15 protein-coding genes and 1 pseudogene are annotated in these 14,107 nt (G+C 62.9%); 7 read left to right on the forward strand and 9 right to left on the reverse strand.

Annotated features, from left to right (window positions below):
• The first annotated feature begins 14 nt into the window (after positions 1–14).
• Complete coding sequence (gene sutA / locus OGV19_RS24680) at positions 15–341, forward strand: dormancy-specific transcriptional regulator SutA (protein ID WP_264311054.1); 327 nt, start codon at positions 15–17, stop codon at positions 339–341.
• 105 nt (positions 342–446) lie between these two features.
• Positions 447–1,666 (forward strand): IS3 family transposase gene (locus OGV19_RS24685; protein WP_264311055.1). Its coding sequence is split into 2 segments (ribosomal slippage): positions 447–795 and positions 795–1,666, totalling 1,221 coding nucleotides; the frame shifts between segments, so codons are not numbered across the junction.
• 163 nt (positions 1,667–1,829) lie between these two features.
• Here OGV19_RS24685 and OGV19_RS24690 read toward each other — a convergent pair.
• Genes OGV19_RS24690 through lptM form a run of 6 tightly spaced genes read right to left on the reverse strand, consistent with a single transcriptional unit; the run spans position 1,830 to position 6,452 of the window.
• A complete protein-coding gene (locus OGV19_RS24690) occupies positions 1,830–2,525 on the reverse strand; it encodes an HAD family hydrolase (protein ID WP_264311056.1) in 696 nt (231 codons plus the stop codon).
• Positions 2,522–3,421: a tyrosine recombinase XerC gene (xerC, locus tag OGV19_RS24695; protein ID WP_264311057.1), complete on the reverse strand. Its 900-nt coding sequence runs from the start codon at positions 3,419–3,421 to the stop codon at positions 2,522–2,524. Before xerC ends, OGV19_RS24690 begins: the two co-directional genes overlap by 4 nt.
• Complete coding sequence (locus OGV19_RS24700; RefSeq protein ID WP_264311058.1) at positions 3,421–4,131, reverse strand: DUF484 family protein; 711 nt, start codon at positions 4,129–4,131, stop codon at positions 3,421–3,423. The genes xerC and OGV19_RS24700 overlap by 1 nt, the downstream gene beginning before the upstream one ends.
• A 13-nt stretch (positions 4,132–4,144) precedes the next feature.
• Positions 4,145–4,975 (reverse strand): diaminopimelate epimerase, encoded by an 831-nt coding sequence (gene dapF / locus OGV19_RS24705; protein WP_264311059.1) that lies wholly within the window; start codon positions 4,973–4,975, stop codon positions 4,145–4,147.
• A gap of 4 nt (positions 4,976–4,979) precedes the next feature.
• Positions 4,980–6,227 carry a diaminopimelate decarboxylase gene (lysA, locus tag OGV19_RS24710; RefSeq protein WP_264311060.1) on the reverse strand — a complete coding sequence of 416 codons (1,248 nt, stop codon included), beginning with the start codon at positions 6,225–6,227 and terminating at the stop codon, positions 4,980–4,982.
• A gap of 9 nt (positions 6,228–6,236) precedes the next feature.
• A complete protein-coding gene (lptM, locus tag OGV19_RS24715; RefSeq protein ID WP_264311061.1) occupies positions 6,237–6,452 on the reverse strand; it encodes an LPS translocon maturation chaperone LptM in 216 nt (71 codons plus the stop codon).
• 191 nt (positions 6,453–6,643) lie between these two features.
• On the opposite strand from lptM, the gene cyaY reads away from it, so the two are divergent.
• From cyaY to rnk, 3 genes are all read left to right on the forward strand, one after another.
• On the forward strand, positions 6,644–6,976 hold the full coding sequence (cyaY, locus tag OGV19_RS24720; RefSeq protein ID WP_264311062.1) for an iron donor protein CyaY: 333 nt from the start codon (positions 6,644–6,646) through the stop codon (positions 6,974–6,976).
• A gap of 1 nt (position 6,977) precedes the next feature.
• The gene (locus OGV19_RS24725; protein WP_264311063.1) at positions 6,978–7,190 is read left to right on the forward strand and encodes a DUF1289 domain-containing protein; all 213 of its coding nucleotides are present in this window, start codon (positions 6,978–6,980) and stop codon (positions 7,188–7,190) included.
• Positions 7,191–7,322: 132 nt separating this feature from the next.
• Positions 7,323–7,733: a nucleoside diphosphate kinase regulator gene (rnk, locus tag OGV19_RS24730; protein WP_264311064.1), complete on the forward strand. Its 411-nt coding sequence runs from the start codon at positions 7,323–7,325 to the stop codon at positions 7,731–7,733.
• A gap of 123 nt (positions 7,734–7,856) precedes the next feature.
• Here rnk and OGV19_RS24735 read toward each other — a convergent pair whose 3' ends face one another.
• The gene (locus tag OGV19_RS24735; RefSeq protein ID WP_264311065.1) at positions 7,857–10,715 is read right to left on the reverse strand and encodes a class I adenylate cyclase; all 2,859 of its coding nucleotides are present in this window, start codon (positions 10,713–10,715) and stop codon (positions 7,857–7,859) included.
• A 196-nt stretch (positions 10,716–10,911) separates the two neighbouring features.
• Here OGV19_RS24735 and OGV19_RS24740 point away from each other — a divergent pair, with 196 nt between their 5' ends.
• Positions 10,912–11,367, forward strand: a complete 456-nt coding sequence (locus OGV19_RS24740; RefSeq protein WP_264311066.1) for a YaiI/YqxD family protein — start codon at positions 10,912–10,914, stop codon at positions 11,365–11,367.
• Between the two features lie 65 nt (positions 11,368–11,432).
• On the opposite strand, the gene elbB is transcribed toward OGV19_RS24740, so the two are convergent.
• Positions 11,433–12,101, reverse strand: a complete 669-nt coding sequence (gene elbB, locus OGV19_RS24745; protein ID WP_264311067.1) for an isoprenoid biosynthesis glyoxalase ElbB — start codon at positions 12,099–12,101, stop codon at positions 11,433–11,435.
• Between the two features lie 112 nt (positions 12,102–12,213).
• Here elbB and OGV19_RS24750 point away from each other — a divergent pair.
• Positions 12,214–12,840, forward strand: a pseudogene (locus OGV19_RS24750) (sterol desaturase family protein); the annotation flags it as partial.
• Between the two features lie 501 nt (positions 12,841–13,341).
• Here the strand turns inward: OGV19_RS24750 and OGV19_RS24755 are convergent.
• Entirely contained in the window at positions 13,342–13,986 is a 645-nt protein-coding gene (locus OGV19_RS24755) for a DedA family protein (RefSeq protein WP_264311068.1), read from the reverse strand.
• Positions 13,987–14,107 lie beyond the last annotated feature (121 nt).

The raw sequence follows: 14,107 nt of genomic DNA on the forward strand, positions 1-14,107 counted from the left end.
TCATGAGGTAGAACATGAGCGACGATGATCTGGAAAACGACGACCTCGAAGTAGGCGACGATGATGAGGCTGATGAAGGTCTAGAAGCAGCGGCTGATGACGTTGCGGAAGACTCCGGCGAAGACGATAGCCCCGCGCCCACTGCCAAAGGCAAGTCCAAGGCCGCTGTCTCGGTAGACGAGATGCCGAGCATGGAAGCCAAGCAGAAGGAGCGCGATGCCCTGGCCAAGGCGATGGAAGAGTTCCTTTCGCGCGGTGGCAAGGTGCAGGAAGTGGAGGCCAACGTGGTCGCCGACCCGCCCAAGAAGCCGGACAACAAATACGGTAGCCGCCCTATCTGAGTGGTTGCACACAAAAGAGCCCGCCGTCGCTGCGGGCTTTTTTGTGGGCTGTGTCCCGTCCTGAATAAGGTTTACACCTCCCATCCCGAATTTCCGGAGAGTCAGATGGAGCAAGGTGTAAAGCGCACACAGCGGGATTACTCACTGTCTTTTAAATTGGCGGTGGTTGATCAGATTGAAAAAGGCGAACTGACCTACAAGCAGGCCCAGGTGCGGTATGGCATCCAGGGTCGGTCGACGGTTCTGGTATGGTTGCGTAAGCACGGTCGGCAGGATTGGAGCCAGGGGGCCTCGATCCGCGACGAGAGGAGCTGCGCGATGTCTGACCCCAAAACGCTTACTCCAGAGCAGCGGATCAAAGAGCTTGAGCAACAGCTTGAGCTGATGAGCCAGAAGGCCCAGTTTTTTGAAACGGTCGTTGATGTTCTGAAAAATGACTATGGTGTCTCGGTCGTAAAAAAGCGATCCGGCAAGTCCTCTCGCAAGGTCAAGTCGCAGGACTGAGCATTGCCAGGGCTTGTCAGTTTCTAGGCATCAGTCGACAGGCTTACTACAAGCGCAACCGAGCTGCTGATGGCAAAGAGCGCCAGGCAGATCGGGTGGTTGAGTTTGTTCAGCAAGTCCGGATGCGCCAGCCTCGTCTGGGTACACGCAAGCTGCACTATCTGCTGCATTGCCAACCGGACAAACGATTCCAAGTCGGCCGAGATAGGCTGTTCCAGGTCTTGGGAGAGCGCCGTCTGCTAGTGCTGCCTAAGCGGGCTTACCACAAGACAACACAAAGCTTTCATCGCTTCTACCGCCATCCCAACTTACTCAAGCCGGGCCCAAGCCAAGTCGTTCCGACAAGACCGGAGCACGTCTGGGTTGCCGATATTACTTACCTGCCCGCACGTAACGGCCCGCTATACCTGAGCCTGGTAACGGATGCGTACTCCAGGAAAATTGTTGGCCACCACGTCCATGAAAGCCTGCATGCCGAGTCAGTGGCGCAAGCCTTCAAGCAGGCATTACGAAAGCGACGTCGTCGCCAGCCATTAGTCCACCATTCGGATCGAGGCATCCAATATTGCTCGGCGCTGTACCAGTCACTGCACCAACGGCACGATGTTCAGTGCTCCATGACTGATGGGTATGACTGCTACCAGAACGCGCTGGCCGAGCGAATCAACGGAATCCTCAAGATGGAGCTGCTGTTGAGCAGCCCTGAAGATCTTGAGCAAGCGAGGCAGATGGTTGACGAGGCAGTGCAGATCTACAACACAGAACGGCCCCATATGGCCCTGAAAAATAAAACGCCCGATGCAGTGCATCGGGCGTTTTGAGGCCTGTCGGCCTACCTGAACAGGTGTAAACCTATTTCAGGACTAGACACTGGGGCTTATCGCTGCCTGTGCTGGCCCATTCGCGGGCAAGCCCGCTCCCACCGGTAGCAACACGTCTGTGGGAGCGGGCTTGCCCCGCGAATGGGCCGCAAAGCGGCCCCTGTCAGCGCCAGCGCGCGATCACCTCAGGCAACTGCGAAAGCCGCTGAATTTGGGCATCTGGCGCCCGCTCTCCGGCCCAGACCTTGCCTTGCGGGTTGAACCACACGGCGCGCAACCCGGCCCGCTGGGCACCGGCGATGTCATCGCCAGGATGGTCGCCAACATGCACCGCCGCACTGGCTTCCACCTCGCCACGTTTCAACGCCTCCAGGAAGGGTGCTGGGTCCGGCTTGCCGATCCCCAGATCTTCGGCGCACAAGGCGAAGCGGAAGTAGTCCGCCAAGCCCAGCCTGCTCACATCGGCGTTGCCGTTGGTGACCACCCCCAGGGTGTATTGGTGGCGCAGAATTTCCAGCACCGGCTGCACCTCAGGGAAGATCTCCACCTGGTGCCGTGCATGCAGGAACACTTCAAAGCCTTCGTTGGCCAACGCCTGTGCGTGCTTCTCGCTGTAGCCGACTTCTTCCAGCGCATGGCACAGCACCCGCCGACGCAAGGCGCTGATACGGTGCTTGAGGCCGGGTTCGGCCTGCACCAGGCGCTCGCGGATGGCGAACAGGTGTTCGACCGGTACGCCGCCGAGGATCGGTGCATTGGCTTCGAGCCAGTCGCGCAGGACGACTTCAGCGCTGGCAATCACCGGCGCGGTGTCCCACAGGGTGTCATCGAGGTCGAAGGTGATCAGCTTGATGCTCATGAGTCAGTGCCTTTGCTGCGTTTGGCCCGAGGGTGGGCGCTGTCGTACACCGCGGCCAGGTGCTGGAAGTCCAGGTGGGTGTAGATCTGCGTGGTGCTGATGTCGGCATGGCCGAGCATCTCCTGCACCGCACGCAGGTCCTGGGACGATTCCAGCACATGGCTGGCGAAGGAATGGCGAAGCATGTGCGGGTGCAGGTGCTGGCCCAGCTCGCGCTCGCCGGCGGCCTTTACGCGCATCTGGATAGCCCGCGGGCTCAGGCGGTTTCCCTGGCGGGTGATGAACACGGCGCTGTCGCGTGGGCCGCCGATGCCGCGCAGGCGCAACCATGCCTGCAGCGCTTCGCGGGCCTTGCGGCCCACAGGCAGTACGCGAGCCTTGCCACCTTTGCCGAGCACCTGCACCAGCCCGCCGGCAAGGTCGAGGTATTCAAGGTCCAGACCCGTCAACTCGGACAGGCGCAGGCCTGACGAATAGAACAGTTCGAGGATGGCTTGGTCACGTCGGGCAATGAAGTCGTCGTCGACACCGCCATCGAGCAGTTGCAGGGCGCGGTCGGTGTCCAGCGTCTTGGGCAGGCGACGCTCGCCCTTGGGCGCTGAAAGGCCGCTGGCCGGGTCGTGCTGGCACAGCCCTTCACGGTTCAGGTAGCGGTACAGGCCGCGCACGGCTGAAAGCAAGCGCGCCAGGCTGCGCGAGGACTGGCCCTGATGGTGCTGGCGGGCGATCAACTGGCGCAGCTGCTGGATTTGCAGCGCTGGCCAGCCGGCAATACCCTGATCGTTGCAGTAGGCGATGACCTTGTCGAGGTCGCGGCGATAGGCCAGCAGGGTGTGCTCGGATACCTGGCGCTCATTGCGCAGGTGTGCGCAATAAGCTTCCAGCTGGCGTTCCATCAGCGCACCGGACGCAGGGTCTGGGTAACGCGCGGCACGACACGGCCCAGCACCTCGGCAATGTAGCCGAGGAACAGGGTGCCGACGCTGCTCTTGTAGTGTTGCGGGTCGCGGCTGCCAATCGCCAGAACGCCGTGCAGCCCTTGGTATTCGAGAGCTGCAACGGCGCTGGAGCCGACTTCCAGACGCTGATCTTCACCGAACAGGAACGCCAGCTCATGGTCGCGCAGGTTGCCGCTGACCGTCTTGCCGCCCCCCAGCAGGCCGCCGATGGCCTGGTTCGCCTCGGCGTTGCTGACCCAACGGCCCACCGGCGCGACGTTATCGCCGAACAGGATCAGGCTGACGAAGGGCACCTGGAATTCCTGGCGCAGGCTGTCTTCGACCGCCATCACCACTTCTTCCAGGCTGCCGGCATCGAGCAGGTCGAGGATCAGCCGGCGGGTCTTGTCGAACAGCCGGTCGTTGTCGCGCGCCACGTCCATCAGTTGCGACAGGCGATGGCGCATCTCGATGTTGCGGTCGCGCAGCAGCTTGAGCTGGCGCTCCACCAGCGACACGCTGTCGCCACGCTGGTGGGGGATGCGCTGTTCGAGCAGCAGCTCGTCGTGCTCGGCGAAGAAGGTGGGGTGGGCGCGCAGGTACGCGACCACCGCCTCGGCATCGAGGTCAGTGGACTGCTGGGGTACAACCTTGGGCTGATCGGTCATGGCGGTTACTCGTTTAGAGACGAACCTGTCCTTCGTAGACGCGTACGGCCGGGCCGGTCATCAACACGGGCTTGCCGGGGCCGGCCCATTCGATGTGCAGGCGGCCACCCGGCAGGTCGAGGCTCACCGGTGAGTCCATCCAGCCCTGGCTGATAGCCGCCACGGCCGCGGCGCAGGCGCCGGTGCCGCAGGCCTGGGTCTCGCCCGCACCGCGTTCCCACACCCGCAGGTTGGCACGGTGACGGTCGATGACCTGGATGAAGCCGGCGTTGACCCGCTGCGGGAAGCGCGGATGGTTTTCGATCTTCGGGCCCAGCGCATGCACGGGTGCGGTATGCACGTCATCGACACGCAACACGGCATGTGGGTTGCCCATGGACACGGCGGCGATCGCGTGAACTTCACCGTCGACTTCCAGTGGGTAACTCAGTGCCTGCTCGTCGGCGACGAAGGGGATTTCGGCCGGGACCAGGCGCGGCGGGCCCATGTCGACACTCACCTGGCCGTCGTTCTGCACGTCCAGCTCGATGATGCCGCTTTTGGTTTCGACGCGGATGCGCTTTTTCGCGGTCAGGCGCTTGTCCAGCACAAAGCGGGCAAAGCAGCGCGCACCGTTGCCGCACTGTTCGACTTCGGAGCCGTCGGCGTTGAAGATCCGGTAGCGGAAGTCCACTTCCGGATTATTCGGCGCCTCGACGATCAGTAGCTGGTCGAAGCCGATGCCGGTGTGGCGGTCGCCCCATTGCTTGGCATGCTTGGGCTGGATATGTGCGTGCTGGCTGACCAGGTCGAGGACCATGAAGTCATTGCCCAGCCCATGCATCTTGGTGAAACGCAGCAGCATGGGCTCACTCCGGCAGCAGGCTTTCGCCGGCATACAGTTCGGCGATGGTCTCGCGGCGGCGCACTTCGAATGCCTGATCACCATCGACCAGGATTTCGGCGCAGCGGCCACGGGTGTTGTAGTTCGAGCTCATGACAAAACCATAGGCGCCGGCAGACTGCACGGCCAGCAGATCGCCTTCGGCCAGGTTCAGTTCGCGCTCCTTGGCGATGAAGTCGCCGGTTTCGCAGATCGGCCCGACCAGGTCATAGGCACGGCCTTGGCCTTCGCGTGGGGTGACCGCGCTGACGCCCATCCAGGCCTGGTACAGGGCTGGGCGGATCAGGTCGTTCATCGCCGCATCGATGATGGCGAAGTCCTTGTGTTCGGTGTGCTTGAGGTATTCGACGCGGGTCAGCAGGACACCGGCGTTGGCCACGATGTAGCGACCCGGCTCGAACACCAGGGCCAGGTCGCGGTCGCCGACGCGCTCGCGGATGGCCTTGATGTAGTCGGCCACCAGGGGCGGCTCTTCATCGCGGTAGCGCACGCCAACGCCGCCACCCAGGTCCAGGTGACGCAGGTGGATGCCGCAGTCGGCCAGGCGGTCGACCAGGTCCAGCAGGCGGTCGAGGGCATCGAGGAACGGCTCGACGGTGGTCAGCTGCGAGCCGATGTGGCAGTCGACACCAACCACGTCCAGGTTCGGCAACTGCGCGGCGCGCACGTAGATGGCCTCGGCGTCGGCGATGGCGATGCCGAACTTGTTTTCTTTGAGGCCGGTGGAGATGTACGGGTGGGTACCGGCATCAACGTCCGGGTTGACCCGCAGCGAGACCGGGGCAACCTTGCCCATCTCGGCGGCCACCACTTGCAGGCGCTCAAGCTCGTCGGTGGACTCGACGTTGAAGCAATGCACGCCCACTTCCAGGGCACGGCGCATGTCTTCGCGGGTCTTGCCGACACCCGAGAACACCACGCGATCAGCGCGCCCGCCAGCGGCCAGCACGCGCTCCAGCTCACCGCCGGAGACGATGTCGAAGCCTGCGCCAAGGCGCGCCAGGACGTTCAGCACGCCCAGGTTGGAGTTGGCCTTGACGGCAAAGCAGACCAGGCTGGAAATACCTTCGAGGGCGTCGGCGTAGCTGCGGTACTGGGCCTCGATGTGGGCGCGCGAGTACACGTAGGTGGGGGTGCCGAAACGTTCGGCGATGGCCGTCAGGGCCACGCCTTCCGCGAACAGTTCACCGTCGCGGTAGTTGAAAGCGTTCATCTGATTTCCTTACTGCGCTGGCGACTGCTCGGGCTCGGATTGCAGCTCAGGCTGCTGTTCTTGCGTCTGAGCCGGCTTGGCTTTGGGCTGGTGCTGGTGCGTTTTGCGGGTGTCCTTGCCGTCCTTGCCGTCTTCTGGCAGGTACAGAGGGCCTTTCTGGCCGCAGGCAGAAACGAGGCAGGCAACAGCGACCAGCGCCGCGAGGGAGGAAATCAGGCGCTTCATTGGGTGAAATCCTTTGAAATATGCAGTATTGCGCCCGAGTATACCGAGCGACCGGCGGATTGCCTATGCAAGGGCCGGCCCGCCGGGCGGGCTATTCTTACCGCCTTCAATGGCTAATCTTTGCATTCGGCGCCAAGCGCCCGTATCTTGCCCGCCTTGCCTGTAACGCAGCCAATTTCGAGGTTCCTGCAATGAGTTTGAGCGAAGCGCGTTTCCATGATCTGGTCGACGCGACCCAACAGGCGCTGGAAGACCTGTTCGACGAGAGCGGCATGGACCTGGACATGGAGAACTCCGCCGGGGTCCTGACCATCAAGTTCGAAAACGGCAGCCAGCTGATCTTCAGCCGCCAGGAGCCGCTGCGCCAGTTGTGGCTGGCGGACAAGTCCGGTGGTTTCCACTTCGACTACGACGAAGAGAGCAAGAAGTGGGTCTGCGAGAAGAGCGATGAGCTGCTCGGCGAGATGCTTGAGCGCATCGTCTGGGAGCGGGCCGGCGAGAAGCTGGACTTCGACGAGATCTGAGATGAGTGAGCAGCCGCGGCCGCCCAAGCCGCTTTACAGCAATGTCAGCCCCGCAGTGAAGTCGCCGTGCATCAGCGTTTGCCGGCTGGACGAACAGCGTGTCTGTACCGGCTGCCACCGCCCTGTGGAGCATATCCGCGAATGGCGCTCTGCAGACGACGAGCGGCGCCGACAGATCTGCCGCGAAGCCGAGGCCTTGCGCGCGCGGGCTTGAGTATTTACCCGGCTGTGGTAGTGTCAGGTTCTGCGTCGGTGACGCCAAAGTCATCATAAACCCCGCCCTTGGGCGGGGTTTTGCTTTATTTGCCCGACGAAAATCGCATGTTCAAAGGAGTCTGACTGGATCATGAGCACCAAGCCTTCCCTCATCCTCACCCGATTGGACGTACAACGTCTCGAGCGCCTGATCGAGAGCCTCGACGAAAGTACGCCGGGTGTGCTCGCCCTGCAGGACGAGCTGGACCGCGCCGAGCAGGTGGTCGGTCACGAGGACGTCCCGGCCGGGGTGGTGACCATGAACTCGCGCGTGCATTGCCGTGAAGAGGCCAGCGGTAAGGACTACCACCTGACCCTGGTGTACCCGAAGGATGCAGGGCCAGAAGGCAAGGTATCGATCCTGGCGCCGATTGGCTGTGCATTGCTGGGCCTTTCGGTGGGTGAGCAGATCGACTGGCCGGCGCCAGGTGGCAAGACCCTCAAGCTGAAGCTGTTGGAAGTCGAATACCAGCCCGAAGCGGCGGGCGATTTCGACCTCTGAGTCTTTAGGGCCGCTGCACGCCCCATCGCCAAGTCTCCTGTGGGAGCGGGCTTGCCCGCGAATGGAAGCACGCGGTGCATGGCACCGGCTTTGCCGGTGTTCGCGGGCAAGCCCGCTCCCACATCATCTCCCGACCGCTGCCTGCAACTGCTCCAGCCCTTCATTCAGCGCCTGCTCCAGCTCCCGCTTGTAACGCAGATACAAGACCGTCGCGCCCAACTCATCACCCAGCAGCTCGGACAAATCCAGATCGGTAATGTAGCAGCGGTAATTGCCGGCACTGCGGCGTTGCCCGATGATCTGCCGGGCGACTACCGCATAGAGCTGGTCGCCATGCTCCAGCTCGGAAAACTCCTGTTGGTCACAGTACAAGGTGACATGCACGGCGCCTGCTGTACCGGCCTGGATGATGGCCTGAACCTCGTAATAAGGCTGGCCGCTACCTTCCACCGGCGCAGACCGCAGCTCGATGCTGCGTGCCTTGCCAGCGCCTGAAGGCAGCAACTGCCCGTACTGGATATCCAGCGCTGCGGGCTGCAGGCTGTCGAGCGGCAGTTGGGCATCACGGCGCATCAGCACTGAGCGCAGAAAGCGCTGCAGCGGCAGCAACAAATGTGCTTCATCCTGCAGTGGCAGGTGCTGCTGCCACAGCGCGTTGTACTCATCCAGCACGTACAGATCAGCCCAGTCACCCTGCAGGCGATAGAACACCTGGATGCAAGCGGGCCGGCCTTGCTCCAGTACCAGTGGCAGGTCGTAGTCCTGCAGCGCGTTGGCGTCCAGGTGCAGCGGGCTGTAGGCGCTGCGCTCTTCGCTCAGGTAGCCCAGCACTGCCTCGTGGTCGGCCAGGGTCGCCAGGCTGACCTGGCCGGGCAAAAGCGCCAGCACATGCGTGTGCTGAGCCACCTGCAGCACATAGCGGTGGTTCGCACCCTGGTCGAGCAGCCGCTGCACCGTGGCGAAAATATCCTCGACCCGCTGCTCGATGGCCTGGGCACGGTTGTGGCAGAAGCAGCGCACCCGTAGCTGTGGGCGATGCCCGCGCTGACCGAGGCTGTTGAGGAAATCACGCAGGCAACGCAGCAACGCGTGATCGCCGTCGTAGCGCTGCACCAGCACCTCGTTCCAGCTGTTGAGCGTGACTTGGTCGAGCGTTAGTACCAGGTTTTCGCGCACGCCGGCGTAGCTCAGCGAGTCGGTGCGCTCGGTGGTCATCAGGATGTTCAGGTCGCGCTGGTGACGCAGCGGGTCGACGCCGACGTTGATCAGCAGCAGGATTTGGTCGGCCACACTGGGCTGCAGCAGGCGGACTTCGCTGACCGTGGGCAGCGGTAGGTCGATGGTCTGTTGCAAGCTGCCCAGCAGATTGAACAGCTCGAGCTCCTTCAGGTCGCTGGCGCCAGGGTGCAGGGCAAAGCGTGTGCTGCTGTCGATCACGCCGTTGCGATGGGCCCAGGTGAGCAGTTCGAGCAGTTCGCGGCAGCGTTTTATCGGGCTGAAGTGCTCCACCTCGTGGGTGCTCAGGTTGCCGGCGTAAAGCTCCCAGTGGTGGCTGCCAGGCTCCTTGCGATTGGGAGCCTGGACCAGGGTGAGGGTGCCTTCGGCCAGGTCCGGGGCAATCCCAGGGTTGATCACCTCGGTCTTGCCGGCGCGACGCTCGAAGGCTGCGTACAGGCGTCGTCCCAGCACATTGAGGTCACGCTGGTCGGCGCGGCTGCTGGCGTTGCGGGTCTGGGCGAACTGGCTAAGGAAGCGGTAGCTGTGGTTCAGCTCGGCCACCAGTTCGCGGCGTTCGACGGCGACCTGGCGCACCTTCCACTGGCTACGGCTATCGAGCAGGGCCAGTTGGCGCTCGTCCCAGCCCCATTCGTCAGCCAAGCGTTGCAGCAACTGGCGTTGCCAGCCGTTGGCACGCACCTGGCCGCTGAGTTTCTTATTGACCTTCAGGTACAGGCTGCGGCGTACCAGCTCAAGGCGTGCAACTTCGCCGCGTTGACGCAGGTAGTGCTCGATCCGCCGGTAGACCATCACATAGGGGTCCAGCGCGTCGAGGTCGAGCTGGTTGGCAAAGACTGCGTGCTTGAAGTCCAGGCTCAGGCAGCGCACAGCGGGGTGCTCACTGGCGTAGGCTTCGGTCAGCAGCAGCTTGAGCAGCGATTTGTAGGGCGAGTCGATGCCTTTGAACAGTTGCCATAGCCCGGCACCGACGAACTCGCCGGGCGGGATATGCGCCAGGTTGCCGAGGTCGAGGACATCCTGGCTGCGGATGAAGCGCTTGCTGAGCAAGGTTTGGGTATAGGCGCTGTAGTTGTGTTCTTCATACACCGGCACCAGCCACCACAGGGGCGTGCGCCCGGCCAGCCAGATGGCGGTGCGGTAGAACTCGTCCAACAGCAGGTAATGCTGGGTGGTGCCACAGTCGTCGGAGCCGAGCTGGCCATCCCGCTCGCCTTGGGTAAAACCTTGCGGGTCGATCAAAAAGAAGTGCGCCTCGGCGCCCAGGCTTGCGGCCCAGGTTTCCAGCAACTGGCACTTGCGGCGCAGCTCGCCCAACTGGTCATCGCCCAGGTCAGGCGCATGGCAGACCCACAGGTCCATATCGCTCTGTTCGGCCTGAGCCAGAGAGCCCAGGCTGCCCATCAGAAACACCCCGTGGATCGGGCACGGCGCGTGCCCGTGGCGGGCCTTGTAAGCGAACGAACGTGCCAGCCGCTGTGCTTCGGCGACCAGCTCGGCGCCTGGCTCGAAACCGGCCACCCCTGCAGGGGTGCTGCCCGATACATAGCCCGGCAGCAGCGGGTGGTTCACGTGAAACAGCAGCGGCAACAGCGTCAGTACTTGTTGCTGGCGTGTCGACAGGCCCTCCATCGCACGCTGCAGCCGCCCTTGGTTAAGCTGCAGAAAACGCGCACGCAACGTCGCCAGTACCTTGCGGTCGATGCCTTCGTCCAGGTCGGGGCGGATTTCGTGGGGGTGGTTCATTGCACGCTCGGGGCAGGCCAGTGGGCTGCGGCGAGTTTAGCCTGAGCGAAGCAGTCGGATAAGCGCTAAATGGGTTATTGACGCCATTTTTCCAGCGGCTGTATGCGTTCGTCAGGCCCGGCGGCTCCAGCTATCGTCAGGCTTAAGGCATGATGTGAAGCATGAGCGTGGTTTCCCGATTTCGAGGTGTTTCCTGATGCGTGTATGGATCGATGCCGACGCCTGCCCCAAGGCGGCAAAGGATTTAATCGTCAAGTTCGCCCTCAAGCGCAAGCTCGAGGTGGTGATGGTGGCTGGCCAGGCGCAGAGCAAGCCGGCCTTTGCCTGTGTGCGGCTGATCGTGGTGCCCAGTGGCATGGATGCGGCCGATGATTATCTGGTCGACAATGCCGAGCCTGGCGAACTGGTGATCTGCAGCGACGTGCCGCTGGCCGATCGGCTGGTCAAGAAAGGCGTGGCGGCGCTGGACCCGCGCGGGCGTGAGTTTGACGAGCGCAACATGGGCGATCGGCTGGCGGCGCGCAACCTGTTCACCGAGTTGCGCGAGCAGGGGCAGGTGGGGGGAGGGCAGGCGCCTTATGGCGAGCGCGAGAAACAGGCATTCGCCAATGCGCTGGACCGGATTATCGCGCGGTTGTCCAAACCCACCTGACGTGCACGGCTTTTGTAGGAGCGCCCCGGCAAGGCCGCTCCTACAAAGGCAGCACAGTCCAGGGTTTACTGGTCGCCTTCGTGGGTCAATTCCAGCACCCGGTCCACCAGCTTGTAGATCCCACCGGCGGCTTCGCTGATCGACTTGGCAACCATATAGGCCGGGGTAGTCACCAGTTTGCGCTGGGTGTCTTCAACGATGTCGTGCACATCGCATTCTTCATGCTTGCCGCCCATCTTTTCCACCGCTGCAGCGGTGCCGGCATCGTTACCGATGGTGCAGACCACGCCAGGGCCGTAGATCTTCGCCGCCAGCGCTGGCGAGATGCAGATCAGCCCAACCGGTTTGCAGGCGTCGGCAAAGGCCTCGGCCAGGGCCAGCACGTCTGGGTTGACGCTGCAGTTGGCGCCTTCGACGGCAAAGTTGGAGAGGTTTTTCGCCGCGCCAAAACCACCGGGCACGATCAGCGCATCGAAGTCCTCGGCATTGGCTTCGCGGATGTCCTTGACCTCACCGCGGGCAATGCGCGCCGACTCCACCAGCACGTTGCGCGACTCAGGCATCGGCTCGCCGGTCAGGTGGTCGATCACGTGCATTTGCGCGATGTTCGGCGCAAAGCACTGCACCTGCGCCCCGCGCTGGTCGAGGCGCAGCAGGGTGATCACGCTTTCGTGGATTTCGGCGCCGTCATACACGCCACAGCCGGAAAGAATCACCGCTACTTTTTTTGTCATGCTCATTACTCCAGTGTCGAGGCGCTAAATGTCCTCTAGTTTGGCAGATGTAGCCATAGGGATTCCTGCGGTCGCGGCCTAATCTTTGTGGACAACGCCTGAGGTCGTCACCATGGACCTGATACTGCTGGCCGTGCCGTTCTTCTTCGTATTGATCGCCGTCGAACTGGTGGCCGACCGCGTGCGTGGCCAGCGCAATTTCACGCTGGCCGACTCGATCAACAGCCTGAGTACCGGTGCGTTGTCGACCAGTACCGGCCTGTTGACCAAAGGCGTTGGGCTGGTGACCTATGCCCTGGTCTGGGAGCACCTGGCGTTGCTGCGCTTGCCGCAGCAAGCGTGGTGGGTGTGGGTGCTGGCCTTCGTCCTGTACGACTTCTGCTACTACTGGCTGCACCGTCTGGGGCACGAACGCAATGTGCTGTGGGCGGCCCATTCGGTGCATCACCAGAGCGAGGAGTACAACCTCACCACCGCGCTGCGCCAGACCAGCAGCGGCTTCATCTTTTCGTGGATCTTCTACCTGCCCTTGGCGCTGATCGGTGTGCCGCCGCTGGTGTTCGTCACCGTGGCGTCGCTGAACCTGCTGTACCAGTTCTGGGTGCATACCCGGCACATTCCCAAGCTCGGCTGGCTCGAATGGATACTGATCACGCCATCCAACCATCGCGTCCACCATGCGCAAAATCCTGTTTACTTGGATCGCAATTACGGCGGCGTGTTCATTCTCTGGGACCGTCTGTTTGGAACAATCAAGGAGGAGGACCCGGCCGAGCCCGTGGTGTTCGGCGTAACCACGCCACTGGCCAGCTGGAACCCGTTGTGGGCCAACCTGCAGTTCTATGCCCACCTGTGGCGCGATGCCCGGCACACGCGCAGCGTATGGGACAAACTGCGGATCTGGTTCATGCCCACGGGTTGGCGCCCGGCCGATGTCACGGCCCGTTACCCGCAGGCCAAGCCGGACCTGGCGCTGTTTCGCAAGTTCGAGATTGCCCTGGGCCGGGCGCAGCAGGCCTACGTGGCGGCGCAGTTCGTCGTCTACGTGGCCTTGGGCAGCTACTTGATGGAGGTGGCGCAGCGGGTGCCGACCGCCGCCCTGATACTGGGCTGGTCGGTGATGGCCTTGGGCCTGTTCGTGCTCGGGGCGCTGCTTGAGAACCGGCCTTGGGCCGTGCGCCTGGAGTTGGCGCGGCTGCTGTCGAATGCGCCAGCGCTGTACCTGGCTGGCGCACTGGGCTTAGCGGTGATCACGCCGCTGGGGTGGTTCCTGCTCCTGGCTTACAGCCTGCTCAGCGTCTGGGGCCTGGCCAAGTGCCGCCGCCTTGCGCTCCGCGCGCAGGGTGCGGAAGCGCCGGCGCAGCCAGAGCAGGGCGCCTAGCAACAGCAAGCCGCCGAGCACCCATAGCTCGTACCGCTTCACATTGCCCAGCAGGCCTTCGAGGATGGCGCCGAAGTGATAGGCCGCAGCCCCCAGTGCCAGTGCCCAGATGGCAGCGCCGATGCCGTTGAGCAGCAGGTAGCGGCGCGGCGGATAGCCCGACAGGCCAATGGCCACCGGCATGACCGTGCGCAGGCCATAGACGAAGCGAAAACTCAGCACCCAGATGTCGGGGTGGCGGCGGATGTGGTCCAGTGCCCGATCACCCATGGCCTGCCAGCGCGGCTTGCGTGCCAGGATCTTGCGCCCATGGCGACGGCCCATGAAGTACCACAGCTGATCGCCGGCATAGCTGCCCAAAAAGGCCACCAGGCACACCAGCTTGATGTCCATGTATCCGCGGAACGCGAGAAAACCCGCAAGCACCAGGATGGTCTCGCCTTCAAAGAAGGTGCCTAGAAAAAGGGCAAAGTAGCCGAAATCCTGCAGGAATTGTTGAAGCATTTTCTGAGGTGCTGGCGAAATGAACGCGCAGCCTACCCCTTCGCGCGCGTGGATGAAAGTGTCCAAATGTGTCTCGACGTGAACAATTCCTACAAGGACAATGGCTTCGGCCACAAGTCGC

The organism is Pseudomonas putida (assembly GCF_025905425.1).
Classification (GTDB): Bacteria; Pseudomonadota; Gammaproteobacteria; order Pseudomonadales; family Pseudomonadaceae; genus Aquipseudomonas; species Aquipseudomonas putida_AF.